Origin of the sequence: Sphaerisporangium sp. NPDC051011, assembly GCF_040653595.1 — a bacterium.
In the GTDB taxonomy this organism is placed as follows: domain Bacteria; phylum Actinomycetota; class Actinomycetes; order Streptosporangiales; family Streptosporangiaceae; genus Sphaerisporangium.
The window spans coordinates 17,562-41,500 of record NZ_JBFAGG010000017.1; the positions used below are offsets into that span (position 1 = coordinate 17,562).

Here is a 23,939-nt window from a genome sequence, read left to right on the forward strand (position 1 = left end):
CCGGGTCGGATCGCAGATCACGATTTCTCCCGCTTCATCGTCAGCATTACCTCGGTCCCGTCGCCGGGCTCGGTCTTCACCCGCGCGCTGCCGCCGTGCCGCTCCATGCGGCCGATGATCGACTGGCGGATGCCCATGCGGTCGTCGGGAACGTCGTCCATGTTGAACCCCTTGCCGCGATCCCTGACGAACACGGTGACCTCCTCCGCCTCCACCTCGACATAGACGGAGATGACCGGCGCCTCAGCGTATTTCGCCGCGTTGACCATCGCCTGCCGGGCCGCCTGCAACATCGCGCGCAGCCCGTCGTCCAGGTCGCAGTCGCCCACGCAGACGATCTCGATGGGGATGCCGTGCTCGTCCTCGATCTCGGCCGCCGCCCGGCGCACGGCCGCCGCGATCGTCGCGTCGGCGTCGGACTTGGGCTGGTACAGCCAGTTGCGCAGCTCGCGCTCCTGCGATCGGGCCAGGCGCGTGACCTCGAACGGGTCGTGCGCGCTGCGCTGGATCAGCGTGAGCGTGTGCAGGACGGAGTCGTGGACGTGCGCGGCCATCTCGGCGCGCTCCTCCTGGCGGATGCGCTCCCTGCGCTCCTTCTGGAGCTCCTTCCACAGGCCGGTCAGCCAGGGCGCGGCGATCAGCCCGATGCCCCCGACGACGACGGCCGTGAACACCAGCCCCGGGCGGGCCTCGGCCAGCTTGCCCTGCGCGGCCAGGAAGCCGATCGCGCCGATCACGACCAGCACCAGGCCGATGCCCGTGCGGATCCAGGACCTGCGCACCTGCCGGACCGCGTCGGTCATCCAGCGCTGGCGGCGGCCGGGGTCGGCCTGCTGCCAGAGGATCAGCGCGCCGATGCCGCCCACGGCGATCGACCAGGTGCCGACCCCGCCGGTGGACGCGCCCGTGAGCCAGCCGAAGGACGTCAGGGCGATGCCGAGCACGCCGTACGCGGTCGCCTGGGCCCAGTCGCGGCTCGGCGGCTCCCCGGCGGGAAGCGGCTCGCGCGGCGTGAACATCCACAGCGCGGCGTACGCCAGGACGCCCAGCCCGTCCAGCACGCTGAGCAGCACGAACGCGAGCCGCAGCACGACAGGGTCCAGGTTGAGCTGGGCGGCGGCCCCTTGGGCGACGCCCGCGACGACCCGGCCGCGCAGCGGGCGGATCAGGCGAGGGTAGGCCTCGGGAAGGGTGGGGGTCTCAGACATCTCTCGAGCATCGTCACATGTGGAAGGCCCGGCACGCATCAGGGCGCTCCCTGACTCATGCCCTGAGAGGTCCGGGACGAGTCAGGGGTTCCCCGGATGGTGAGCCGGAGGTGGCGGCGGCCACGATGGTTCCATGACCGAAGCAGGCGGTGCCGGCACGACGCACGAGACGGGGGAGGCCCCGGACGAGCGACGCGTGCTCCAGCGTAGCGACGAGGGACGGATGCTCACAGGGGTGTGCGCCGGGCTCGGCCGCTACGTGCGGATGGACCCGGTGATCTTCCGGGTGGGCTTCGCCGTGCTGGTCGTCGGGTCCGGCATCGGCATCATTTTGTACGTCGCTGCCTTCCTGCTCATGAAGAACACCAACGGCGGCCCCGGCTACGTCGAGCAGTGGAGCCGCCGCATCTTCGACGCCGAGACCGTCATGGCGATCCTCGCCGCGATCCTGGCGCTCGGCGTCGTGATCAACGTCGCGGCGGACGGCATCGGCACCTCGACCATCGCCGTCGGCACCCTGCTCGCCATCGCGCTGCTCGCGGCGCACGGGCGGGGCGTCGACCTGCTGGCCATGACCAAGAGCCTGCCCGAGCGGGTGAAGGGCAGACCCGGCGTCGAGCCGGTGCCGGGGCCCTGGGCGCACGGCCCGCAGGACCCGGGCGCGTACGCCCAGACCGTCGCGCAGAACCTCGCGCAGAACGCGCAGACCTTCACGCAGAACTTCACGCAGAACCTCGGTCAGACCCTCGGGCGGACCTTCGGGCAGAGGTCCGGGCAGCCTGAGCAGGCGCACGGCGCCACCCCGGCGGACGCTCCCGTGGACCAGCCCGTGGACCCGCCCGTGAACCGGCCCGTGAACCGGCCCGTGGACCCGCCCGTGAACCGGCCCGTGGACCCGCCCGAGGACGCCCCCGCAGGCTCTCCGCCGCCTTCGGACGCGCCCGCCGACCCACGGCAGGCCGCCCCCGGCGCGCGAGAGGCGTACCAGCCTCAGCCTGAGTACCGCCGCCTGTCCGACATGGCCCGCGAGGCCCGTCCCGGCGGGTTCGACTCCTCGGGCGAGCCCTTCGCCCCGCACGGCCCGTACAGCTCTCAGAGCTCCTACGGTTCCCAGAGCTCGTACAGTTCCCAGAGCACCTACGGTTCCCAGAGCCCCTACAGCTCTCAGAGCCCCTACGGTTCCCGCAGCACGTACGGCCCGCCGCAGGCGTACGAGCCGCACGATTGGGCCTACACCAGGCGCGCCGCGACGGCCCCGGCCCGGCCCAAGCGCCCGAAATCTTTCATCGGCGGCATAACGGTATTCGCCGCTTTCGTGGTCGGAGGGATCATGGTCGCCACGCAGTCGTCCTCCAGCACGCTCAACTTTCCCGTGGTGGGCGCAGCCGTGCTCATCACGATCGGCGCCGGGCTCCTGATGGCGACGTGGTTCGGCCGGGGCGCGGGCCTCGTGGCGACCGGCACATTGATGTCAATTGTCCTGGTGGCGGGGTCGACGGTGAACGGTATTCCGAAGAAGATCGGCAGCTACACATGGGAGCCGCTGGACAGCTCCCAGGCCGTCCGCGCCTACACGGTGGGCATCGGCGACGGCACGCTCGACCTGCGCGACACCAAGTTCGCCCCCGGGTCGCGCACGCGCTTCGAGGCCTCGGTGTCGATCGGCGAGCTGAAGGTGATCGTCCCGGCCACGGCGCGCGTCGAGGTGTACGGCTACGCCAGGCTCGGCGACGTCAAGATCGAGCACGCCGTGCAGGGCGGCACGGACGTCCAACACGACAAGATCCTTGAGCCGGACGTGCCCCCCGAGGGCACCCCCGCCGTGATCGAGCTGCACGTCAAGGCCGGCATCGGCGACGTCGAGGTGCGCCGTGCGGCATAAGACCGACTGGCTGTCGCTGCTCTGCGGCCTACTGTTCGTGGGCGTCGGCATCCGCTACCTCTCCGGGCCACCGCCGGACATGCTGCTCATGGCGCTGATCCTGCTGGTCGGACTGGGTTTCGCCGGGTTCGTGGCGATCATCGCCAAGGCGGTCCGCAAGCGCTGACGATCCCTCCCCGCGGCCCCGGGAAGGACGCCGCGCACGTGGGTATGCCCAGGGCCATGACCCACCTGACCTGGGAGGATCCACGATGGCCTCGATCACGCCGCCGTTCACCGAAGAGTCCGCGCGGGCGAAGGTCCAGGCGGCGGAGGACGCGTGGAACACCCGGGATCCACACCAGGTGGCCCTCGCGTACACACCGGACTCGGTGTGGCGCAACCGGTCGGAGTTCATGACCGGCCGCGAGGAGATCACCCGGTTCCTCACCCGCAAGTGGGCCAGGGAGCTGGACTACGCGCTGCGCAAGGAGCTGTGGGCCTTCACCGGCGACCGCATCGCCGTCCGGTTCCAGTACGAGTGCCATGACACGGACGGCCAGTGGTGGCGCAGCTACGGCAACGAGCTGTGGGAGTTCGACGAGGCGGGCCTGATGCGGCGGCGCGAGGCCAGCATCAACGATCTGCCGATCGCGGAGGCCGACCGCCGCGTCTTCGGCTCCCGGCCACCGGCGGAACTGGGCCGGCCGTTCCCCCTCGAATGACCGCCCCATCGTGGAGCGACCGCCCCCGACGGGACGATACGGAAGCGACCTGGCCGGACGGCCGCGCCCTCCGGCCCTGGGGGTTGACCGTGCACCTCAGGGGCGTACGTTCGCTTTGTCGGCTCTCACAACGTCGAATCTCTCACCGTCAGTGCGCTCGCCACCATGTGACCTCTGGGCACCCCACGGCGGGCCGCCTCCCGCGAGGGGCGCACAGTCCGGCGCACGGCGATGGACGTCCGGCCCGCGTGCTTGGAGGAGCGATGACCCGCATCACCGTCACGGTCGACGGCGTCGTGCACGAGGAGGAGGTGGAGCCACGCCTGCTCCTCGTCCACCTGCTGCGCGACCGGCTCGGCAAGATCGGCACCCCGATCGGCTGCGACACGAGCAACTGCGGCGCCTGCACGATCATGATGGACGGTAGGAGCGTGAAGAGCTGCTCCGTCCTCGCCGTGCAGGCCGACGGCAGCGACCTCCTCACCATCGAGGGCCTGGCCGACGGCGCCACCTGGCACCCCATGCAGCGCGCCTTCCACGAGGAGCACGCCCTCCAGTGCGGGTACTGCACCCCCGGCATGATCATGGCCGCGATCGACCTGCTCAAGGACGACCCCGACCCCTCCGACGAGGCGATCCGCCACGGCCTGGAGGGCAACCTGTGCCGCTGCACGGGCTACTCCAACATCGTCAAGGCCGTACGGCGCGGCGCGCGGGCCATGGGCGACCAGGAGGTGACGACGTGACCGAGGAACTCGACGACGGAATCGCCGCCCGGCGGATCGCCGAGAGCGGAGAGCCCGGCGAACCCGCGCGGGACGCCCACGAGGTCGGCGCGGCGCGCAGGCGCAAGGAGGACGCCCGGCTGGTGACCGGGCGCACACGGTGGACCGACAACATCCAGCTCCCCGGCATGCTGTACGTCGCGTTCCTGCGCAGCCCGATGGCGCACGCCCGCATCACCCGCGTGGACGCCTCCCCCGCCCGGCACAGGCCCGGCGTCGTGGCCGCGTTCACCGGCCGCGACCTCGCCGGCGAACAGGGCAGCCTGCCGTGCGCGTGGCCCGTCACCGAGGACATCGTCGTCCCCGCGCACCCGCCCATGGCGGTGGACGAGGTCCGGTACGCCGGCGAGGCCGTGGCCTGCGTCGTCGCCACCGACCGGTACCGGGCGTACGACGCGCTCGAGTCCATCGAGATCGACTACGAGCCGCTCCCCTCCGTGCTCGACATGAACGCCGCCCTCGAAGACGGCGCGCCCCGCGTCCACGAGGAGGGCAACCGCGCGTACGTCTGGAAGTTCGGCACCGGCGACATCGACGCGGCGTTCCGCGGCGCGCCCGTGGTGGTCGAGCGGACGTTCGTCCAGCAGCGGCTGATCCCCACGGCGATGGAACCGCGCGCGGTCGTGGCGCAGACCGACGGCGACGCGTTCACGCTGCACTCCTCCACCCAGGTCCCGCACATCCTGCGGATCATGCTCGCCACGGTGACCGGGATCCCGGAGCACAAACTACGCGTGATCGCCCCCGATGTCGGCGGCGGGTTCGGCTCCAAGCTCCAGGTCACGGCCGAGGAGGTGCTCCTGCTCCTCCTCACCAGGCGCCTCGGCAAGCCCGTCAAGTGGACCGAATCCCGGTCGGAGGGCAACCTGACCGTGCACCACGGCCGCGGCCAGATCCAGCGCCTCTCACTCGCCGCCGAGGCCGACGGGCGGCTGCGGGGACTGCGCGTCGACCTGCTGGCCGACATGGGCGCCTACCTGATGCTGATCACGCCCGGCATCCCGATCCTCGGCGCCTTCATGTACAACGGCATCTACAAGATGGACGCCTACGACTTCACCTGCACGGGCGTGTTCACCACCAAGATGCCCACCGACGCCTACCGCGGCGCGGGCCGTCCCGAGGCGACGTTCGCCATCGAGCGGCTGATGGACGAACTGGCCGCCGAGCTGGGCCTGGACCCGATCGAGGTCCGGCGGCGCAACTGGATCACCCGCGAGGAGTTCCCGTACACCACGGTCGCGAACATGACCTACGACTCGGGCGACTACGAGGCCGCGACCGAGAAGGCGCTCGCGCTGTTCGGCTACGACGAGCTCAGGGCCGAGCAGGCCGGCCGCCGCGACCGGCACGACCCCGTCCAGCTCGGCATCGGCGTCTCCACCTACACCGAGATGTGCGGACTCGCCCCGAGCCGGGTGCTCGGCTCGCTCAGCTACGGCGCCGGCGGCTGGGAGTACGCGGCCGTGCGCATGCTGCCCACCGGCAAGGTCGAGGTGGTGACCGGCGTCAGCCCGCACGGCCAGGGCCACGAGACCGCGTGGAGCCAGATCGCCGCCGACGCGCTCGGCGTGCCGTTCGAGGACGTCGCGGTGGTGCACGGGGACACGGCCGTCGCCCACAAGGGCATGGACACCTACGGCTCCCGCTCGCTCGCGGTCGGCGGCGTCGCCCTGGTGCGGGCGTGCGACAAGGTCAAGGAGAAGGCGCGGCACGTCGCCGCGCACATGCTGGAGGCGTCCGCCGAGGACATCGAGTTCTCCGGCGGCACGTTCCGCGTGCGCGGCACCGACGCGGGCACGACGATCCAGGAGATCGCGCTGGCCGTGTTCGGCGCGCACGACCTGCCCGACGGCGTCGAGGCGAGCCTGGACTCCGACGCGACCTTCGACCCCGAGGACTTCTCCTTCCCCCACGGCACCCACCTGTGCGCCGTGGAGGTCGACACCGAGACCGGCGCGACGAGGATCCGGTCGTACGTCGCGGTGGACGACGTCGGCAAGGTGATCAACCCGCTGATCGTGGAGGGCCAGGTGCACGGCGGGCTCGCCCAGGGCATCGCGCAGGCGCTGTTCGAGGAGGCCGTCTACGACTCCGAGGGCAACCTGCTCACCACGACCATGGCCGACTACCTGCTGCCGTCCGCCGACGACCTGCCGGAATTCGTCACCGCCAGGACCGAGAGCCCGGCGACGGGCAACCCGCTCGGGGTCAAGGGCGTCGGCGAGGCGGGCACGATCGCGTCCACACCCGCCGTCGTCAACGCCGTCGTGGACGCGCTGCGCCCGTACGGCGTGCGCGACGTCCCGATGCCGTGCACGCCCGAACGGGTGTGGCGCGCGGTCCAGGGAGCCGCCTCGTGAACGCCCCGGCCCACGAGCCCCTTCGCCGGGCGCGGCGAGCGGCGGATGGAGCCCACCCGCCGACGCGACGCCCTGTCCAGGTCCGGGAGGCGGCCGGCCCGGGCGCCTTGGGATCCCGCCCACCTACGACACGTCCTGTCGAGGCACGGCCAGCGGTATGCGGAGGTATGTCATGATCCCGGCGAGTTTCGACTACGTGCGCGCGTCCTCCGTGGACGAGGCCGTCGAGGTGCTGGCCGACGCTGGCGAGGAGGCCAAGGTGCTGTCCGGCGGACAGTCCCTGCTGCCCCTGCTGCGGCTGCGGCTGGCCTACCCCAGCGTGCTGGTCGACGTCGGACGGCTGCCCGAGCTGCGCGGCGTCCGCGACGAGGGCGGCCACGTCCACATCGGCGCCACCACCACCCTCGACGAGGTCATCCGCTCGCCGGTCGTCCGCGCCGGATGCCCGCTGGTGGCGCTGGCCACGGCGACCGTCGCCGACCCCGCCGTCCGGCACCGGGGGACGTTCGGCGGCTCCCTCGCCCACGCCGACCCCGCCGGGGACCTGCCCGCCGTGGCGGTGGCCCTGGACATGGAGTTCGTCCTGCGCTCCACGACGGGCGAGCGGGTGGTCGCGGCGGCGGACTTCTTCACCGACTACCTGGAGACCGCGCTCGAACCGGGCGAACTCCTCACCGGGGTGCGCGTGCCCAAGCTCGGCGAGGGCTGGGGTTTCCACTACGAGAAGTTCCACCGCACCGCCCAGGCCTGGGCCATCGTCGGCGTCGCCGCCGCCGTGAAGGTCTCCGTGTCGGCCACGGGCACCCGCCGCGTCGAGGAGGCCCGGGTCGGCCTCACCAACATGGGCCCGACCCCGCTCCGCGCGACCGTCGTGGAATCCGCCGTCCAGGGCGCCGAACTCGCACCCCCCGGCGCCTCCACCACCGTCCCCTCCTCCACCTCGGCATCGTTTCCCGCGTCCATCTCCGGGCCCGTCTCCCGTAACGGCTCGACCTCCGCGAACGGCTCGACCCGCCCCGACCCCCTGCGCGAGGCCGCCTCCCACGCCGACGAGGACACCTCCCCGACCACCGACCTCCACGCCACCCCGGACTACCGCAGACACCTCGCCCGCGTCCTGACCTACCGCGCCCTGCTATCCGCCACTGCGGCCGCCTAGGACATCGCCGACGGCGCCCCGGGATGCGGCGCCCCATGGCGTCTGGACCTCAAAGACGGTCTGCCCCATCACCGTGAACGTTGATGATCGTCCCGCTGTCCTTTCCTCGGTGGCGAGAAAGACTCCGCCACCGCGCTCGTTCATGACCACAGCGTTCCTGAACTTCTTCACGCCAGGCGGAGACGGGTCGATCATCTCCATGCAGCGATCACGTCGTCGGGTCCCCATGCCAGGTCGAGGTCCAGACCTGGTGTCACTCCCGACAGGGAGACCGCGACCAGTCCACCTGAGTCGTGGCCGGGGACCTGGGCGGCGGCCTCGCGGAGTCTGGCGAAGTCGTGGTGGTCGAAGGCCGCTCCCAGCCATTTGATCGAACCGGCGAAGCCGATCCGGCGGGCGATCGGTGCCCGGTCCGCGCCGACCAGGTCCACCTCGGGGTCGAACCGGCGGTTCCACCATCCGCCCACGGTCTCCACGTCGCTCCAGGGAAGGTGGCCGGCCACCGCGGCCATCGTCAGCGCCTCCCGTACCACCGGTTCCACCGCACGGCCACGCAGGGAGCACCATCGGCGCTCGACGAGCCGGATCGCGGCCTCCGGCTGACCGCGCCGCGACCTGTCGGCCGCGGCGCGGAAGACGCCGAGATACAGACGCAGGTTGTGATCGGCGACACGGTACAGGGCCGGTTTTCCCGGCCGCGTGGACAGTGGCTCATCGATCGCCAGCACCCGTTTCTCTTCCGACAGGCGGCGCAGTAGAGGCGAAAGCGAACCGGACGACAGGGCACCTTGGCGTCCGCCGGCGGTCGCCGCGATGTTCGCCTGCGTCCTATCTCCACTGCCGACCGCCTCCAGAACGCGACGAGCCTGATCCGGCGTGGGAAACTCGGCGAGCAAGGCGGATTCGGGCACGTTGAAAACCGGGGAGGCGGGGTCGGCACACTCCTGCCTGATGAAGTCGAGGGCAGGGGTGCCGGTCGGCCAGACACGGAGTATTCCGGGCAGTCCTCCACATGTCAGGTAGGCGTCGATGGCGTCACCGCCGGTCAGGCCGAGCGCGTCGGCGGTCTCGGCGGGATTCAGTGGTCCGAGGACCATGGCGTCTGCCCTGCCGAAGAACGGACGATCGTAGGCGGTGAAACGCTCCATCATGTGCAAGTCGCTGCCGAGCAGCAGCAACAGGACCGGCTTTGTGGCCAGCAGCCTGTCCCACGCCGTCTGGAGCGCGCCGTCGAACAGCTCATCCTGCTCGGCCAGCCACGGCAGCTCATCGACCACCACGATCGATGGCGCGGTCGGCAGTGCCGATGAGAGGATCCGGAACGCGTCAGGCCAGCTTCCCATGCTCGCCTGCGGAACGGACTCCGGCTCGGAAGGGAGCAGGGACTCCCTCAGTTCTGAGCAGAAGGCGTCCACCGACTCCACAGGAGACATTCCTTTGGTGGCGGTGAAGAAGAAGTAGGGCACGCGGGCAAGGTCGCAGAACTCCTGAACCAGCCGTGACTTTCCCACTTGGCGGCGGCCACGGATCGTGACCGCCGCGCCGTTCCCGCTTGAGCGGACGCGTTCCAGCCGTTTGGCGAGCGCGCCCAGCTCGGTACCACGGCCGACGAAGCCCGTTCCCGCCATGCCCCTCCTATGTAGATGGCTTCTAGGTAGATGAATCCTACATAGGAGGGGACGCCGGTTCTCGAACTCTGAGGTCAGACATCCCTGGACGTTGGATGTCAAGCAGCGAGGTCGTGGTTGCGGTGTGACCATGCGGTTGCCTGGTCGTAGATGGTGTGGGTTTTGGGGCAGCCGTGGAGGATGCCCACCAGGCGGTTGCCGACCCGCGACGACGTGCTGAGCGGGGCGGAGCGCACCACGCCGCCCGAGGTATCGGCGCGCGAGGTCCTCCAGCAGGCGGTCTGGCGATGGTCGGCGGGCGGCGGTCCAATAGGATCAATACCGTGCTGCTCATGACGCTGGGCGCGTACCCCGACGGCCCGTCCGTGCCGGTCTTCAGCGACGCCGAGGCGCTGCGCGTCGCCGGTGAGGCTTTCCCAGGGCCGGATCCGCTGATCGTCGTCGACGGGGAACGTCGCCGGTTCCTGCGCCGGGACGTGACGGGCGCCTTCGTCGCCGTCCAGGAGCGTCCCCCGGTCGCCGAGGCGCTGGGCCTGCTGCCCCACCCCGAGGGGGGCTGGTTCCGCGAGACCTGGCGGAGCGCCGCGTCCTTCGAGCCGCCCGGCTACGGCGGGGTGCGCCAGAGTGCGACGGGCATCTACTTCCTGCTCCAGCCGGGCGAGGAGTCGGTGTGGCACGTCGTCCGCTCCGACGAGGTCTGGCTGTGGCACAGGGGCGGGCCGCTCGCCCTCGTGCTCGGCGGTACGGGCGAGCGGCCGGGCGACGAGATGGCGATCACGCTCGGCCCGGGGGTCGAGAACGGCGAGGTGCCGCAGGCGCTGGTCCCGGCCGGCACGTGGCAGGCCGCCCGTCCCGCCGGGGACGAGGGCGTCCTGGTGAGCTGCGTGGTGTCGCCTGGTTTCGACTTCGCCGACTTCAGGGCCCTGTGACGCGGGCCCGGCCTTCGGTGTCCTCGCCGGAGCGCGCGCCCCGGCGCCCGCGGGCCGGAGGCGCGCTCCCCGCGGCGGGGCCGATCAGTTGATCCGCTGCAGATAGCCGTTGTCGATCAGCCACTTCACCGGGACCTCGTCCCGCATCTGGGGTGCCTCGGCGATCAGCCTGCTGACCAGGTGGTACTCCCACAACGCACAGGCCGCCGCTGGCGACGCCGAGGATGAGGCCCAGGACGTCGAGATGTGGCGCGAGCACCACGACCCGCGCGGCATAGAGCGTCCGGACTACCGGCTGCCAGACGTTGCCGAGCTTGAGCGCCTGCGCGCTGGCGAGGAAGGGTGACGGTTCAGCCGAGGGCGGTCAAGGGCTCGGCCTACCGCTAATTTCTGCGCTCAGACTCCTCGGAGGCCGAGGCGATGATGGCGATCGCCACCACGGTCTCGGCGTATTCCACCGGAACCGCCGTCGACGGCGGGGGATCTGGGTTCTATCGCAGTCACCCGGGCCCGACCCGCCGATGTAGAAGCGGTCGAGCCCGTCGGCGGACACGTACCGCCAGAGCTTGGAGAACAGGCGGAACGTGCCGGTGTCTCGGGTGTGCCAGGTGATGTCCACCTGGATCCATGGCCGGCTGCGCCCCACCTTGACGGCAACGAATACATGGCCGCCGGTGTCCGTGGCCGGGTTGACCAGGGTCCGCCAGCCGTGCGCGCGGGCGAGGTCGAGCAGCTGCCGCGCCGGGCCCGGCAGGTTGACCACCCACAGCCGCCAGTCCGCCGACGCCTCCAGGTGCGTGCTGCCGTTGACGAAGGAGGGGTGCTCCAGCACAACCTTCCACGGGTCGCGCTGGACCTCGGCGACGACGCCGAACGGTTCGTCGCGCTCCCCGCCGCCGATGTCGCGCCCGGCGATGATGTCGCCGGGCTTGATGTCGCCGATGGGGGTGAGCGCCTCGGGTGGGGTGGTCACTGCCCACCCTCCAGCTTGACGCCGCTGTTGACCTCCCGCACAGCGCGGCCGGTCGCCTCGGCCTGCTCGCGGGTCGCCAGGCTCTGGTGGCGGGGCGGACCGAGGCCCTCGCGCAGCGCGGGCAGGCGGCAGGCGCAGATGGGCCAGGACTGGTAGAGCACGCCGCCGTCGGGCAGCTGCTCGGCAAGGGCGAGCGTGACATCGCCGTGGCCGGCGTGCGGGTCGTCGGTGGTCATCGTGGGTGGCCTTTCGTCGTGGCCCTGCGGGCCGGAAGCGAGTCGGGGGGCGCGTGGCCCGCCTCGCGTGTCCGGCCCGCAGGGGGCTCATCAGGTGGTAGGGCGGTGGTGCAGGTCTCCGGCGTCATCGCCGTCGGCGTGCGCGTCGATCCAGACCTCGGCGAGGCCAGAGCGCTCCATGGCGGTCAGCAGATCGGCCAGGGCCTCGACCTCGGAGCAGGTGAGCAAGGTGGCGAGGTCGTGGGCGAGATCGTCGTCGAAGTGGTCGGTGAAGTTGTCGGCGACATCGGCCGGGATGACCATCGGCTGGTCAGGGGTGGGCATCGTGGTCGTCAGCGCCGGTCAGCGCGGGGTTGTAGACGTGCAGCCACTCCCCCTCGTACTCGGTGATCGGTGGCCCGCCTGGCGTGCGAGGTCGCCAGTTTAGGAACGATCGTTCTTGACTGATCGTTCCTAAACCTGCTACGGTCACCATATGGGCCGACCGAGAGGTTTTGATGAGACCGAGGTGGTGCGAGCGGCGGCGGCGCTGTTCGCTCACCGGGCATACGACGGCGTCTCCATCGACGACCTGGTCGCCCACCTCGGCATACATCGCAACAGCCTGTACAAGACGTTCGGCAGCAAGCGGGGCCTGTACATGGCCGCCTTGCGGTGGCATGTGGAAAACCAGGTGCGTCCGCTGATCCTCGCGATCGGCGAGGCCCACGACTTCGCCGAAGCGGCGCGCCGAGCGCTGCCCGGCCAAGGGGACGGTTCGGCCCTGGACCTGCTCCTGATGGCGGCGGTCGAACGCGCACCGGCGGACCCGGAGGTCGCCGCCGAGGTCACCGCGGTCCTGGACGCCCTCGACGAGGCGCTCGCCGTCGGCCCGACCGGCGGAATCCCCACGCCGGGGCTGGCGGGCGCCCTGACCTCGGCGCTGCTCGGACTCCGGCTGCGGGCCAGGACGGCGTCATCCAGTGCCGGATCCGAGCAGGCGGGCGCCGCTCTGGCGCGACACCTTGCCCCCCACAATCCTGACCTTTCCCCATAAGGAGCACGAAGTGGCACGAGTGCACATCGACGGCGACACGCTGGTCGTCGTCATCGAGGGGCTGGACAAGCTCTGGGCGCTGAAGAGCCGTCTGACCATTCCGCTCTCCAACGTCCGCGGCGCCACCGACGATCCGGGCGTGATCAACGAATCCAAGGGCATCCGCGCCCCGGGGACGCACCTGCCCGGCGTGATCACCGCCGGCACCTTCCACCTGGACGGCGAGCGGGTCTTCTGGGACGTCCAGAACCCCGCCAAGGCCATCGTCATCGAGCTGGCGGATGAGCGCTACGCCCGCCTCATCGTCCAGGTCGACGACCCTCGCGCCGCCGTCGCGCTCATCGAAGGCGCCATCGCCAGGCCCTGACCGCGCCTGCCTGGTCGCAGGCACACACGACCAACTCGGACCTACCCCCCTAGGGAACCCCCATGACCCGACGCCGAATCGCGCTCACCCTGCTCCTGACCGCCGCCACGACGGTCATCGCCGCCATCCCCGCCCAAGCCGCGCCACGCTACGTTCAGGCCGAGGACCGCGAGGTGGTGTTCACCGTCGAGGGCACCCGGACCTACGGCACCCTGCACGTGCCCGCACACCGCAACGGGCAGCGACTGCCGGCCGCGCTGCTGCTGCCCGGCAGCGGACCGACCGACCGCAACGGCGACCAGCCACCGGTGCTGACGCCGCACACTCTGGCAAAGCTCGCGACCGCACTGGACGAAGACAAGATCATCACGTTGCGCTTCGACAAGTACGGCAGCGGCAAGACCGGCCTGGGCGCCTACACGGAGCACCCGGAGAACATCGACTATCCGGCTTTCGTGCGCCAGGCGGCGGCCGCCTACACCCTGCTGCTCCGGCAGCCCGAAACCGACCGGCGAGCCCTGTCCGTGATCGGGCACAGTGAAGGGGCGCTCACCGCCCTGATGCTCGCCAACGAGGTACGGCCGCGCCCGGTGGGCCTCGCGCTCCTGCAACCGCAGGCGCTCCGCCTGCTGGATGTGGTCGCCCTCCAACTGCACGATCAGATCGCCAAGGCCACCCAAGCCGGGCAGCTCACTCCCGAGCAGCAACGCGCCATCGACACGGCCATCGACCGCGCGATCGTCGACCTGCGCGCCCGCCGCCCGGTCGACACCACCGACCTGCCGGCGCCCATCGTCCAACTCTTCCAGGCGTTCCAGGGGACCAACCGGCGCTTCATCGAGTCCGACGACGCCGTCTATCCCCCGGACGTCGCACGCCGCCTGCGCGCCGGCACCCGGGTCCTGCTGACCTGCGGAACCAACGACCCGCAGGTCCCCTGCGCCACCACCGACGCGCTGACCGAGGCCCTGCACAAGGCGCACACCACTGGCCCCGGACGCGTCGTGCTCCAGGGCGTCGACCACAACCTGCGCGACGCCGCCCATCCCGATCTCCTCGCGGCGGACGCTCTCTCCGCCCTGCGAGCCTTCACCTCCCGCCGGCGTCACGCCGGGTGAGGAAGCCCGAGGCGGGCGCCGCTCAGCCGAAGGGCCGAGCGGCGCCCGCCTTCGGCGGGCCGCATTCTCCAAAGCTCAGTCAACGCCGTCTTTCAGAAGGGCTGGCTGGAGCCGAGGCCGCCAGGGGTCCTGAGGCGGAGCTTCTGCGCGCCCACGCGCGCGCCGCTCGGAAGGACCTCCAGCGCGCCGGCGCCGTACACGCCCGGCAGGCCCGCGATGACGTCGGCGCGGCGGTCACCGCGGACGTCCGCCAGGCGCAGGCTCGTGCCGTACCTGGTCTCGTAGGTGTCGTGCGCGTACCGCTGGATCGGCTCCGCGCCCACGCCCGTGGCCGTCCCGGCGTACAGCACGGCCCAGTCGTGGTCGCCCTCGGCGGCGATGTGGACGGCCAGGTCGGCGCGGCCGTCCCCGGTGACGTCGCCGAGGCCCACGTTGGCCGGGTAGCCGTCCCCCGTCGCCACCGTCTGCGCCGGGGCGAACCCGTTCCCCTGGCTGAGCTGGACGAGCACCCGGAAGTTCTCGCCCTCGGCCGAGGTGATCCGGACCAGGTCGGCCTTGCGATCACCGTTCACGTCCGCGACGGCGAGGTCACGGGAGGCCCGCTCAGTGGGAGTGATCGACCAGGCGTTCTTCAGCGAGAGCCCCGAAGGGGAGCCGGGCACGACAGTGATCCGCTGGGGGCCGACCGCGTCCGGCACGGCCACGCGGTGCTCGGTCGTCACGAGGTCGGGACGCCCGTCGCCGTTCACGTCGCCGGCGGCGAGCCTCGCGCCGAACTGCGGGGCGCCGTTGGCCAGGCGGCCGGCCACCCGCAGTCCGGCCTTGCTCCCGCGCAGCACGACGACCTCCTTGTTCCCGGCGACGGCCACGTCCCCGTAGCCGTCGCCGTCGAAGTCGGCGGCCGCCATCGCTGGCTCGGTCACCGGCCAGGAGATCACCTTGGCGTCCGCGCCGCGCAGCCCGGTCGCCGACCCGCGGAAGACCACGAGCTTCTTGCGGGCGGACGCCAGGACGTCGGCGTAGCCGTCCCCGTCGAAGTCGCCCGAGGCGAGCACCCGCCCGAGGTTCTCCCGTGCGGCGGGACCGGCGAGCGTGACGACCCGCCCCTGAGTGGAGACCTGCTTCGCGCCGCCGAAGTAGACGACCACGCCTCCGGCGTCACTCTTCCCTTTCACCTTCAGGAGGGGCAGCCCGGCGATGACATCGACACGCCCGTCCCCGTTGACGTCGCCCGCCACCGCCGGCCTGACAGGTTTGGCCTCGGCGGGCGCGGCGACCCCGGCCAGCCCCACCGCGACGGCCACGACAAGGCCGCCCTTCCCTACGCGCATGACCGTCTCCTTCGGAGTCCCTGTCCCATGGGACGCCCATCCGGGCCCCGATGTTGGCGACCTCCCGAAGAATTCACCTTCGGGCGCCGCACCTCGGCGATCTTTGAAGGCGAGGTGCTATGCAGAGACTCCGAGCACGCGAAGCTTCTCGTCCAGGTCACGGACGTGTGTATTGGTGGCCCACGGCTGGAGATCGCGCCGCGCCGTCTCAAGCCGGTGGACGAGGCGTGCGGAACTGTGCCGGCTCGCGATCGAAGCCACCTCGCCCAACTGACGGGCGGCTTCCGGAACCTCGCGTCGCTGGGTGAGGGCTGTGCCGTACTCCACGAGAATGAAGCCGCGTTCCCTCAGCCAGTCAGCTTCATGCTCCGACAGTGATCTCTGTGCCGCCGCCAGTGCTTCTGTGGTCTGCTTCAACGTGACCAGGCAGTAAAGCGAATGACGTTGGACGCGGGGTGGCGTGCACCAATAGAGGTGGGGCGGGTCGGCTTCGGTGCGAGGTTTGGCGGCGGTATCCGTCGCATACGCAAGCGCTCTCGCACTCGAGCCGCTTTCTCCCGAGTCCGCGAGCACCCGAGCACTGATGAGTGCTGACGCCGCATGCTGGAGCGAACTGGGACTTCTCCTGACCCAGCCCTGCACGGCGTACACGTGGTCGAGCGCCTTCGTGCGCTGCCCTTGGAAGCTGGCGACGTTGGCGAGGAGACCGTGGGCGTGTGCCAGCAGGGTCGGATCCTCCAGTTGGCGCGCGGCCGCCAAGCCCTCTTCGTAACGGATGACGGCTTCGCCATAATTCAATACATCGAAATGGAACCAGCCCGCGAGATGTGAAGCTGCCCAGTAGGCCCGAAGGAGACGATCGCGCAGGGCGGGGGCCGGATTTTCGTGCCGCAGGAGACGGTCTACGAGATCCCGCTGAGCGTCCGCGATGGACAGCAACCTGCTGGGGCCGTAGATCTCGTCCAGTTGCCAGCACTGGGCGATCAGCTTCTCGATCGCGGTGACGGTCGCGACATCGACGCGGGCGGCGCCTCGGATGACGACAGCGAGGCGCGTCTCTTCCTCGGGGGTCAAATGGCGCAGTAGGCGCAACGCTGGGACGCCACCAAGGATCACTGCCAGTTCAAAGAGCAGTTCGCGTCGCTTCACGTCGGCCTCCTCGGCGGTGAGGGCGCGGAACAAGGCGGCGCAGTCCCCAGGATGTACACCAGATGGCGCGACCGAGGTCTGCGCTCGCCATGCTCCAGCGGTAGATTCCATGCTGGCATGGGAGATTTCCGGCGCGGCAGCCATGAGGTGGATGCGCTGGCAGGGGTCAAGGTGACGGTAGTCAACTGCGTCGATCAACTCACGATCGCGGGCGTCATAGCTGCTGTATGTCTGGTCGGTCACCAGGCGGCGGGCCGTGGTCTGGTAGATCTGGGCCAGCAGATCGAGTACCCGAGGCGAGGGGCGACGTCTGCTCTCGGGCCAGCCCTCCAGGTCGTACAGCCGGGCGGTGCGCATCGACGCCGAGCCCGCCGGATCCAGATCATTGAACGCCGCCACGACCTGAGCGGCGGTCAGCCCATGGGCGTATCGATGCAACAACAACGGACTGTCATCAAGATCCAGAGCGAGCACATCCGCGATCTGCTCGAACGTGAAACCCCTCCCCCGCAACACCTCACTACGCCTCCGGCAAGCGAGCAGGACACGGTGCCCCTCAGTCATGACTCCCCCTCGGCGAGGACCGCACACGGACGCCGGTTCGCCATGTGACCTGGACCACTTTACTAACGGAGAGTGCCCATTTGACTACCGAATCGCCTGCTCCGCGAGCGGTACCCCGCCGACACACGCGTACGGTGGACGCCCTTCCGCGAAGAAGCGCGGTAGGGCGTACGGTGGCGCCCCTGAACGGGCTTTGGGGTCATAGAACCAGCTCCCCAGGGGTCCTTGGCTGCCCCTCAAAGTCAAGGTGACCACGTCCGACGACTGGTGATCCGCGTGCCGTCCGAAGGTGCCGCGGGGGGTGGGCCATGACCACGGGCCGGGCGACAGTACTCCTCGGCGCGGGGTGGTCCCGCGATCACCGGCAAGGAGGTGGCCGCCATGGCAGATCCCACGGTCGACATCACGGTCGGTCCCCGTGTTCAGGGGGAGGTGGCTACGCGCGGTGGCATCGTCCCCACCGGGAAGATGGTGTGGCGCCGCGCGTTCGCCGGGCTCGCGGAGGAAGCCCCCAAGGCGCGCGCCTTCGTACGGTGCCTGCTGGCCGGCACCCGATGGGTGGACGACGCCGAGTTCGCCGCCGCCGAACTCGTGAACAATTCGCTGTTTCACAGCCGCTCGGGGAGGCCCGGCGGCTACTTCGTCGTCGAGGTGACCCGCCGCCCCCGGAGCGTGCGCGTCGGCGTGTACGACCTGGGCGGCGTCGGTGTGCCCGACCTCAAGGGCCTGGCCACGGCACCGCTTACGCGGGCGGGCGGGCCACCGGGCGACGTCACGGACGTACGGCAGGGCGCCCGGCCTAGCGGTTCAGCGGGAGAAGGGCCGGTCGAGCCGTTGGGTCGGCGCGGGAACGACTTCGTCCCGCCACTCGGTCGGCGCATCGAGCGTGCCCAGCCGCTCGGCCGGCGTACGGAAGTCCTCCTGGACGAAGACTTCTTGGAGGAGGTGCTCCGCGAGCACGGCCGTGGGCTCGACGCCGTCACGCGACTGGCCCTGCGCGTGGGCTGCAAGGGCAACCCGGTCACCGGCCACCTCGTGTGGGCGCTCTTCGCCGACACCACCACACGAGGCGGCGACCATCATGACCACCTATGAGGCATCCCCACGTGCCAGTGCCCCGGCTGGTCAGGGCAGCCGCGTCCTGCCCTCCGCCTGTCAGGGCCGTGAAGTCCTACCCCCGACCGGAGCGGAGACGTCCGGTCCGCCGGACCAAGGCGGGGACGTCCGGCGAACGGACCACTCACGCGGGCGAGTGCCCGGGAGCTACCGCTACGAGGAGGTGGTGCGGTCGGAACTGGCCAGGTTACGCGCCGACTTCCCCCGGCTCGGCTTCCTGGTGATCAGGCACTGCTGGTACGCGATCCAGGGGCGCAACAGGCTTCTGGTCTGTTCCGGCCCTCACGAACTACGCCGGGCGCTCGTGCCGTTCCTTCACGTGCACGCCACCGACACTCATCACCGCCAGGCGGACTCATGAACGGAGTTCCGGCCAGGAGACCGGCCATTACGGTATCCACCGAGGCGCACCGGGTTCCTCCCTGCAGAACGGTGTGCTCGGATCCTCAGATCGACGCCGGACGCCGATTTCCGGCCGGTCTCGTCAGGACAGACCGTATCTGTGAGCTATTGATCTGGCTTCGTGGTCGGTCACTTCGCGGGGGGTGCGGGCCAGGGCCAGGCGTAGATCGGAGAGGATCTTGTCTCCGGAGCCGCGGACGCGGGTGCGGTAGTGAGCGAGCTGAGTGTCGAAGCGAACGGCGGCCGGTCCCGTCCAGACCCCACCCGAGTGAAACGCCTGGAAGGGCCGCTCGATGTCGTCATCAACCTCGCGAATCATCGTCTCCACCGCCCGCAGGGCCTCCTCCAGCGCCGCGCACAGCGGGTTGGGCACCAACTCCGACATCCCCCGCTCACCCCTCCGTCTTCGTCGGCGAAGGAGAAGCCCCCTCCCCGGACACCCCAGGCGACGGCGCACTAGCATCAGTGATCAGCTTAGGCGCAATCAATTTCATAAGCGCCACCACATCAGCCGCGTTATCCCGCCCCGCGACCCCGACATACAGTTGGACGCTGAGTATGGCCTTGCCACGCACAAGCAGAGCATTCGCCCGGTTGTACTTTCCATCAGGGGGCTTGAAGTAATAGCCGATTGCCCCTGGAACGATCTCCGGCAACGGTGAGGCACCGGCCGATATCTGACCCTCTACTAATTCTCGGTATCCACCCGGCGCGAGGTCAACAAGCAGCACCTTGGACTCCTCACCCGCCGACCGATATATCGTGCAGGTTCCTGCGCCGATCCCGCTCCCAAAATTCAGATCAAAGAATCCTCGTGCGATTGGATCGTGCACACCGGTGATGAGTTCCACTGCCTTAATAGGAACATAGTCGCATGCGTATGGTGGAGCCGCTACCGCAGGGACAGGCGTGCGATCAACTCTGTCACCATCATTCTGACATGACGTCGATACGGTAAGCGCACAGAGTATGGCCAACGTCACGGGGAACAGCCGTTTTTTCATGACCCGTGAGATCTCACAGAGGCGCCGAAGCTTACGTCCAACTGATTCTCGATATTTAGCCACAATCGCCCCGAAAGCCCTTGGTCCAGCCACCGCTTGTAGGCCTCGACCCGCCGGTACATTTCGGTTGCACTGGAAGCGTTCTTGTCGATCATCTCGTCCATCGTCATCAGCGTCCGACCATCGTCCTTGAGAAAATTGTTAGGGTTTTGACGCGGGTCATCATACTGTTGGGTACCTTCCAAAGTTGCCCAAGGGTGAGTCGGAGCAGGAGGGTCCGCCGGACCAAAGAGCCCATGCTTGAGCATCGCTTGGGCGGCGAGATCGTGGACAAAGCGCCGAGTGAGATTAAGCGACTGGTCGGCCGTAATGCGGGCCTTGTCCTCCCCGTGTCCCTTGTTCATATCCTCAACAAATCCTGTCCACGCACCGATCACACCGGCGACCCGCGCCGCGGCCACAGCCTGCGGCCACGCGAGCCCCATATCGGCCAAGGCCGCGAAAATCTTCATATTTCGCGCTTTTTGCTCATCCATTTCCTTACCCTGCTCGATCTCCGCCAGCCCAGCGGAATCCCTGAGCAAAGCGAAGCCCGCCGCCACCTGCTTCACGCTCGCGCCAAGTGCGTCACCCTTGTCTCCAGGCGCAAGTGCAGCCGCATGATCGAGAAGATCTCCCGCCCAGGCGATCTGGGCGGCCAAGACAATACTAAATGCCTTTTCATCTGCGAATGCCCGTTTCATAACCTCGTTCAGAGAGACTGGATCAAACTGCGCAATCCCCCACGGATCGCGCTTGGCACTCAATGGGTTGTCCGCACCAGAGACCACACTCGGAATCGTGATACCGGATCGAGCAGCACTGTTTATATCGTTGATGTAGCCTGCGAAGATACGGCCGACCGCGATAGCCGATACATATGTATTAAAGGGGTTGTCCGCCATGACGCTATCGATTTCGAGCTTGACAGTCTCCGACGCGAGTTTGGCCGACAGGAAGCCACGCGACGGGTTTTGTGGTGTGCCGTCGTGGTCACGGAAATGGAGCGTGGCTGCCTCGATCGCCATGCCCAACGCCACACCGCCATCGAAGAGGTTTCGTTCGGTCATGTAGCGTTTCAGCATGTTGGGGTCGCTCAGGAAGAAGTCTTGAGCCGCCTGCGGATTATTGCCGAGCGCTTCCATCAGGTTTCTCAGGTGTGCCGGGTTAGGCGCGGGCATCTGTCGATCCAAGGCGTCGAGCTTCTTTGCCACTGAAAGCAGGAAGTCGGCGGGGAAGGCGCCATGCTTCAGCGCCAACGAGAGCGCATACGCCTCCTCCCAGCGCACAAGTCCTGATGTGAGCTCTTCACGCCAGGCAGAGTTCAGCTTGGGGATCGCCGTACCCAACATCTGGCCGAGCGCGGCCTGCAACCGTTCCATTTCCGCGCCGCCGCCGTTCCGCACGAATTGGGTCATCAGCACGGTGAAATTAGCAGCGCCAACTGTGTTCATCAGAGCGGTGGCGAAGCCAGGGTCCTTGGCGCGTTTCTCTAGTTCCGCCAGTGCGTTCGCATCCACCTTGCCCTGCGCCGCGCCCTCCGTCAGCTTGGCAACTGCGGCGTAGACGTCGGGGTCGTGGGCGGCCTTGCCGTAGAGGGTCTCGTCGAAGGCGGTCAGGCCGCCGGGGAGGCTGGGCGTGGCGCTCCACTGCGTGTGCTCGGCGCGGATCGTGGCGCTGCGGCGGCGTAGGTCGGGGCGGGTGGCGGCGAGCCAGCCGCGCATCTCGTGCAGGACGTTGAGTCCGGAGGTGTCCAGGTCGAGTTGCTGGAGAGTGCGGCGGATGCGGGGCTCGTTGCGGCCGAGGGTGTCCTCGGCGTGGCCGAGGCCGCGTTCGAAGGCGTCCATCGAGGTGGGGTCGATCCCGGAATAGCCGCCGTCCACTCCTGGGGAGGAGCCCGGGGGGTGAGGGATCGGGGTCGGCCCGGTACTCGTCTGGGGCGTCGGAGCCGTCGTGGGCTGCGCGCCACTGGGGGGAGCGATCGGTGAGGGCTCGGGGGAGGGAGAGGGCCGGTCCGTAGGCGACGGATGATCCTCGGACGGCAACCGGTCCGCAGACGACGGCCGGTCTGTGGGCGACGGCCGCGTGGTAGGCGCGTCGTGGGGCGCTGGAGACGGTGTGGGGGATGGATGGGTCATGAGGTCGAGAGGCTCCAGCGCGGCCGGCGACGGCGACAACTCCGACGGGCAGATTAATTGCGTTCTCGTGACAAGTAAAGATCTCAGTGAATATGGATATGCCCGCCGAACACCGCTGCCATTCCCGAATACGGCACAGGCGCATGACCGGAAATGGCCGCGTTGAGAGGACGAGCAGGTTGGTCAGATCCGGCGGATCCGACCAAAGCACCACTTACCACACGTCCCGAGCTGAACGAGGCACCGCGCCCAGCCCCTCTGCGGAAGCCGCCGACCACTCCGACGAGGACGACAAAGAAGATCATCAGCGGATGGCCTTCTCCCCAAAGAGCGACCGGGCTCCCAAAGACGACCGCGCTGTCAAGAACGCCGCACCCCCGAGGACGAGTGCGAACACTTCCCCGCCGCCTGCTCAGCGTCCGCCGCCCGCGGGGCGGCCCTGCGCGTCTGGGACACCGCGACCTTCCACCGTGCCCCCCTGCGTCTGGAACAGCACGAACTTTCGCTGTGTCCCCGTCGCTGGGCGGGCTTCGCCTTCGCTGGGCGCTGAGCACCGCCGGGGACCGTCCGTGGGGGTGCCCCGCGGACGCGTGACGTCGGCGGGAAGGGTAGCAAGGTAGGAGGGAGGGAGAGGTTCTCGCGCGGTGATAATGGCGTGAGGGCGATAAGGGCCGTTCAGCCGTGATCTGGCTGGAAGTCACCTGGAACAGGAGCGGCGCCATGACGATGCGGTTCGAGCACGAGTTCACGGTTCCCGTGCCGGTCGAGCAGGCGTGGTCGGTGCTTCTCGATGTCCAGAGGGTGGCTCCCTGCCTGCCGGGGGCGGCGCTCGACAGCGTGGACGACGACGTGTCCACCGGCCGGATGAAGGTCAAGGTCGGGCCGATCACCGTCACCTACCGGGGCAAGGCGTCGTTCGAGTCGGTGGACAAGGACGCGCACACGCTGCGCCTCAGGGCGTCGGGCAAGGAGATGCGCGGTACCGGCACCGCGGGCGCGGTGGTCGACGCGACGCTCGCCGGCGAGGGCGCCTCGACGCGGGTCACGGTCGAGACGTCGTTCAACGTCACGGGACGTCCCGCGCAGTTCGGGCGGGGAGTGATGGCCGAGGTCGGGGCAAAGCTGATCGACAGGTTCGCCGAGAACCTCGCCGCGCTGCTGCGCGAGACCCCCGAGCGGACCCTCACAGTCGTGCCCGACGAAGCCGTTCCCGAGGCAGCCGTACCCGAAGCAGCCCTACCGGAGACAGCCGTACCCGAAGCAGCCCGACCCGACGAAGCCGTGCCCGAAGCAGCCGTGCCCGGCGAAACCCTGCCCTGCGGGACGGTCCCGGGGACGGCCGAGGCGCCTCCCGCGCCGGAGCCGGCTGGCGAGGTCGAGCCCGGCGCCCTCGTGGAGCCCGCCACCACGCCGTTCAACACGCCCGAGCCGTCGCCGGCCGCGAGCGTCCCGGGCGCGGAGCCCGTCGCCGAGGTCGTCTCGCCCTTCGGGGCGCCCGCCGAGGCCGGGGGGCTGGAGGGGGCGGAGGAGCCGGAGGGGGCGGCGCCCAGGTCCGGACCCGACGGGGAGGCGGACGGAGAGGCGACGGCGCAGCGGCATCTCACCGCCGTGCCCGACTCCTACGCCGAGAGGGCGGCCGGGCGGGAGGCGCACCCGGCGGGCACCACCCGTACCTCGCGGACGCCCGACGAGGAGGCCCTGGACCTGCTGCGGATCGCCGGCGTGCCCCTGCTCAAGCGCGCGGCCCCGCTGGTGGCGGCCCTGGCGGGTGTGGTGCTGCTCGGCTGGCTGGTACGACGGCTGCACAC

25 protein-coding genes are annotated in these 23,939 nt (G+C 69.6%); 14 read left to right on the forward strand and 11 right to left on the reverse strand.

Annotation, left to right across the window (positions count from 1 at the left end; genetic code table 11):
- Positions 1 to 17 precede the first annotated feature (17 nt).
- Entirely contained in the window at positions 18 to 1,208 is a 1,191-nt protein-coding gene (locus AB0H21_RS32240; RefSeq protein WP_358524271.1) for a PspC domain-containing protein, read from the reverse strand.
- Positions 1,209 to 1,341: 133 nt separating this feature from the next.
- Between AB0H21_RS32240 and AB0H21_RS32245 the strand changes: the two genes are divergently transcribed.
- From AB0H21_RS32245 to AB0H21_RS32270, 6 genes are all read left to right on the forward strand, one after another.
- Entirely contained in the window at positions 1,342 to 3,090 is a 1,749-nt protein-coding gene (locus AB0H21_RS32245; RefSeq protein WP_358524274.1) for a PspC domain-containing protein, read from the forward strand.
- Positions 3,080 to 3,256, forward strand: coding sequence for a hypothetical protein (locus AB0H21_RS32250; RefSeq protein WP_358524276.1), 177 nt, complete (start codon positions 3,080 to 3,082; stop codon positions 3,254 to 3,256). The genes AB0H21_RS32245 and AB0H21_RS32250 overlap by 11 nt, the downstream gene beginning before the upstream one ends.
- Positions 3,257 to 3,341: 85 nt before the next feature.
- On the forward strand, positions 3,342 to 3,794 hold the full coding sequence (locus AB0H21_RS32255) for a nuclear transport factor 2 family protein (protein WP_358524278.1): 453 nt from the start codon (positions 3,342 to 3,344) through the stop codon (positions 3,792 to 3,794).
- A gap of 263 nt (positions 3,795 to 4,057) precedes the next feature.
- Positions 4,058 to 4,540, forward strand: coding sequence for a (2Fe-2S)-binding protein (locus tag AB0H21_RS32260; RefSeq protein WP_358524281.1), 483 nt, complete (start codon positions 4,058 to 4,060; stop codon positions 4,538 to 4,540).
- On the forward strand, positions 4,537 to 6,942 hold the full coding sequence (locus AB0H21_RS32265) for a xanthine dehydrogenase family protein molybdopterin-binding subunit (RefSeq protein ID WP_358524283.1): 2,406 nt from the start codon (positions 4,537 to 4,539) through the stop codon (positions 6,940 to 6,942). The genes AB0H21_RS32260 and AB0H21_RS32265 overlap by 4 nt, the downstream gene beginning before the upstream one ends.
- A 172-nt stretch (positions 6,943 to 7,114) precedes the next feature.
- The gene (locus AB0H21_RS32270; RefSeq protein WP_358524284.1) at positions 7,115 to 8,101 is read left to right on the forward strand and encodes a xanthine dehydrogenase family protein subunit M; all 987 of its coding nucleotides are present in this window, start codon (positions 7,115 to 7,117) and stop codon (positions 8,099 to 8,101) included.
- Here the strand turns inward: AB0H21_RS32270 and AB0H21_RS32275 are convergent.
- Positions 8,078 to 8,302 (reverse strand): hypothetical protein, encoded by a 225-nt coding sequence (locus tag AB0H21_RS32275; RefSeq protein WP_358524286.1) that lies wholly within the window; start codon positions 8,300 to 8,302, stop codon positions 8,078 to 8,080. The genes AB0H21_RS32270 and AB0H21_RS32275 overlap by 24 nt on opposite strands.
- Positions 8,293 to 9,831 carry an ATP-binding protein gene (locus AB0H21_RS32280; RefSeq protein WP_358524289.1) on the reverse strand — a complete coding sequence of 513 codons (1,539 nt, stop codon included), beginning with the start codon at positions 9,829 to 9,831 and terminating at the stop codon, positions 8,293 to 8,295. Before AB0H21_RS32280 ends, AB0H21_RS32275 begins: the two co-directional genes overlap by 10 nt.
- A gap of 221 nt (positions 9,832 to 10,052) precedes the next feature.
- Here AB0H21_RS32280 and AB0H21_RS32285 point away from each other — a divergent pair, with 221 nt between their 5' ends.
- Together AB0H21_RS32285 and AB0H21_RS32290 are read left to right on the forward strand one after the other, a co-directional pair.
- A complete protein-coding gene (locus AB0H21_RS32285) occupies positions 10,053 to 10,658 on the forward strand; it encodes a cupin domain-containing protein (RefSeq protein WP_358524292.1) in 606 nt (201 codons plus the stop codon).
- 109 nt (positions 10,659 to 10,767) lie between these two features.
- A complete protein-coding gene (locus AB0H21_RS32290) occupies positions 10,768 to 11,004 on the forward strand; it encodes a hypothetical protein (protein WP_358524295.1) in 237 nt (78 codons plus the stop codon).
- Between the two features lie 18 nt (positions 11,005 to 11,022).
- On the opposite strand, the gene AB0H21_RS32295 is transcribed toward AB0H21_RS32290, so the two are convergent.
- The 3 genes from AB0H21_RS32295 to AB0H21_RS32305 all read right to left on the reverse strand — a co-directional run bounded on the left by AB0H21_RS32295 (position 11,023) and on the right by AB0H21_RS32305 (position 12,191).
- Positions 11,023 to 11,631, reverse strand: a complete 609-nt coding sequence (locus tag AB0H21_RS32295; RefSeq protein ID WP_358524297.1) for a hypothetical protein — start codon at positions 11,629 to 11,631, stop codon at positions 11,023 to 11,025.
- Positions 11,628 to 11,867: a hypothetical protein gene (locus AB0H21_RS32300; protein ID WP_358524300.1), complete on the reverse strand. Its 240-nt coding sequence runs from the start codon at positions 11,865 to 11,867 to the stop codon at positions 11,628 to 11,630. The genes AB0H21_RS32295 and AB0H21_RS32300 overlap by 4 nt, the downstream gene beginning before the upstream one ends.
- A 90-nt stretch (positions 11,868 to 11,957) precedes the next feature.
- Positions 11,958 to 12,191, reverse strand: a complete 234-nt coding sequence (locus AB0H21_RS32305; RefSeq protein ID WP_358524302.1) for a hypothetical protein — start codon at positions 12,189 to 12,191, stop codon at positions 11,958 to 11,960.
- A gap of 151 nt (positions 12,192 to 12,342) precedes the next feature.
- Between AB0H21_RS32305 and AB0H21_RS32310 the strand changes: the two genes are divergently transcribed.
- The 3 genes from AB0H21_RS32310 (at position 12,343) to AB0H21_RS32320 (ending at position 14,388) form a co-directional block, all read left to right on the forward strand.
- Positions 12,343 to 12,903 carry a TetR/AcrR family transcriptional regulator gene (locus AB0H21_RS32310; protein WP_358524305.1) on the forward strand — a complete coding sequence of 187 codons (561 nt, stop codon included), beginning with the start codon at positions 12,343 to 12,345 and terminating at the stop codon, positions 12,901 to 12,903.
- Between the two features lie 10 nt (positions 12,904 to 12,913).
- Positions 12,914 to 13,270: a hypothetical protein gene (locus AB0H21_RS32315; protein ID WP_358524307.1), complete on the forward strand. Its 357-nt coding sequence runs from the start codon at positions 12,914 to 12,916 to the stop codon at positions 13,268 to 13,270.
- Positions 13,271 to 13,332: 62 nt separating this feature from the next.
- Complete coding sequence (locus tag AB0H21_RS32320; RefSeq protein WP_358524310.1) at positions 13,333 to 14,388, forward strand: alpha/beta fold hydrolase; 1,056 nt, start codon at positions 13,333 to 13,335, stop codon at positions 14,386 to 14,388.
- A 92-nt stretch (positions 14,389 to 14,480) separates the two neighbouring features.
- On the opposite strand, the gene AB0H21_RS32325 is transcribed toward AB0H21_RS32320, so the two are convergent.
- On the reverse strand, positions 14,481 to 15,719 hold the full coding sequence (locus AB0H21_RS32325; protein ID WP_358524312.1) for a VCBS repeat-containing protein: 1,239 nt from the start codon (positions 15,717 to 15,719) through the stop codon (positions 14,481 to 14,483).
- 117 nt (positions 15,720 to 15,836) lie between these two features.
- Positions 15,837 to 17,432, reverse strand: a complete 1,596-nt coding sequence (locus AB0H21_RS32330) for a hypothetical protein (RefSeq protein WP_358524314.1) — start codon at positions 17,430 to 17,432, stop codon at positions 15,837 to 15,839.
- Positions 17,433 to 17,813: 381 nt separating this feature from the next.
- Here AB0H21_RS32330 and AB0H21_RS32335 point away from each other — a divergent pair, with 381 nt between their 5' ends.
- Positions 17,814 to 18,527, forward strand: coding sequence for a hypothetical protein (locus AB0H21_RS32335; protein WP_358524316.1), 714 nt, complete (start codon positions 17,814 to 17,816; stop codon positions 18,525 to 18,527).
- A 157-nt stretch (positions 18,528 to 18,684) separates the two neighbouring features.
- Positions 18,685 to 18,909, forward strand: coding sequence for a hypothetical protein (locus tag AB0H21_RS32340; protein ID WP_358524319.1), 225 nt, complete (start codon positions 18,685 to 18,687; stop codon positions 18,907 to 18,909).
- Between the two features lie 123 nt (positions 18,910 to 19,032).
- Here the strand turns inward: AB0H21_RS32340 and AB0H21_RS32345 are convergent, their stop codons facing one another.
- The 3 genes from AB0H21_RS32345 to AB0H21_RS32355 form a co-directional block, all read right to left on the reverse strand.
- The gene (locus AB0H21_RS32345; RefSeq protein ID WP_358524322.1) at positions 19,033 to 19,335 is read right to left on the reverse strand and encodes a hypothetical protein; all 303 of its coding nucleotides are present in this window, start codon (positions 19,333 to 19,335) and stop codon (positions 19,033 to 19,035) included.
- 7 nt (positions 19,336 to 19,342) lie between these two features.
- Positions 19,343 to 19,801, reverse strand: a complete 459-nt coding sequence (locus tag AB0H21_RS32350; protein WP_358524325.1) for a hypothetical protein — start codon at positions 19,799 to 19,801, stop codon at positions 19,343 to 19,345.
- 149 nt (positions 19,802 to 19,950) lie between these two features.
- Positions 19,951 to 21,876, reverse strand: coding sequence for a hypothetical protein (locus AB0H21_RS32355; protein ID WP_358524327.1), 1,926 nt, complete (start codon positions 21,874 to 21,876; stop codon positions 19,951 to 19,953).
- 975 nt (positions 21,877 to 22,851) lie between these two features.
- Here AB0H21_RS32355 and AB0H21_RS32360 point away from each other — a divergent pair.
- A partial coding sequence (locus AB0H21_RS32360; protein WP_358524330.1) for an SRPBCC domain-containing protein occupies positions 22,852 to 23,939 on the forward strand: 1,088 nt, incomplete at its 3' end.

What these genes read in the sequence shown, in the direction of transcription:
- AB0H21_RS32345 (WP_358524322.1), bottom strand. Translation starts at nt 19,335, where the DNA reads ATGTCGGAGTTGGTGCCCAACCCGCTGTGCGCGGCGCTGGAGGAGGCC.
- AB0H21_RS32335 (WP_358524316.1), top strand. Translation starts at nt 17,814, where the DNA reads ATGGCAGATCCCACGGTCGACATCACGGTCGGTCCCCGTGTTCAGGGG.
- AB0H21_RS32240 (WP_358524271.1), bottom strand. Translation starts at nt 1,208, where the DNA reads ATGTCTGAGACCCCCACCCTTCCCGAGGCCTACCCTCGCCTGATCCGC.
- AB0H21_RS32330 (WP_358524314.1), bottom strand. Translation starts at nt 17,432, where the DNA reads ATGACTGAGGGGCACCGTGTCCTGCTCGCTTGCCGGAGGCGTAGTGAG.
- AB0H21_RS32310 (WP_358524305.1), top strand. Translation starts at nt 12,343, where the DNA reads ATGGGCCGACCGAGAGGTTTTGATGAGACCGAGGTGGTGCGAGCGGCG.
- AB0H21_RS32320 (WP_358524310.1), top strand. Translation starts at nt 13,333, where the DNA reads ATGACCCGACGCCGAATCGCGCTCACCCTGCTCCTGACCGCCGCCACG.
- AB0H21_RS32245 (WP_358524274.1), top strand. Translation starts at nt 1,342, where the DNA reads ATGACCGAAGCAGGCGGTGCCGGCACGACGCACGAGACGGGGGAGGCC.
- AB0H21_RS32305 (WP_358524302.1), bottom strand. Translation starts at nt 12,191, where the DNA reads ATGCCCACCCCTGACCAGCCGATGGTCATCCCGGCCGATGTCGCCGAC.
- AB0H21_RS32275 (WP_358524286.1), bottom strand. Translation starts at nt 8,302, where the DNA reads ATGGAGATGATCGACCCGTCTCCGCCTGGCGTGAAGAAGTTCAGGAAC.
- AB0H21_RS32270 (WP_358524284.1), top strand. Translation starts at nt 7,115, where the DNA reads ATGATCCCGGCGAGTTTCGACTACGTGCGCGCGTCCTCCGTGGACGAG.
- AB0H21_RS32300 (WP_358524300.1), bottom strand. Translation starts at nt 11,867, where the DNA reads ATGACCACCGACGACCCGCACGCCGGCCACGGCGATGTCACGCTCGCC.
- AB0H21_RS32255 (WP_358524278.1), top strand. Translation starts at nt 3,342, where the DNA reads ATGGCCTCGATCACGCCGCCGTTCACCGAAGAGTCCGCGCGGGCGAAG.
- AB0H21_RS32260 (WP_358524281.1), top strand. Translation starts at nt 4,058, where the DNA reads ATGACCCGCATCACCGTCACGGTCGACGGCGTCGTGCACGAGGAGGAG.
- AB0H21_RS32325 (WP_358524312.1), bottom strand. Translation starts at nt 15,719, where the DNA reads ATGCGCGTAGGGAAGGGCGGCCTTGTCGTGGCCGTCGCGGTGGGGCTG.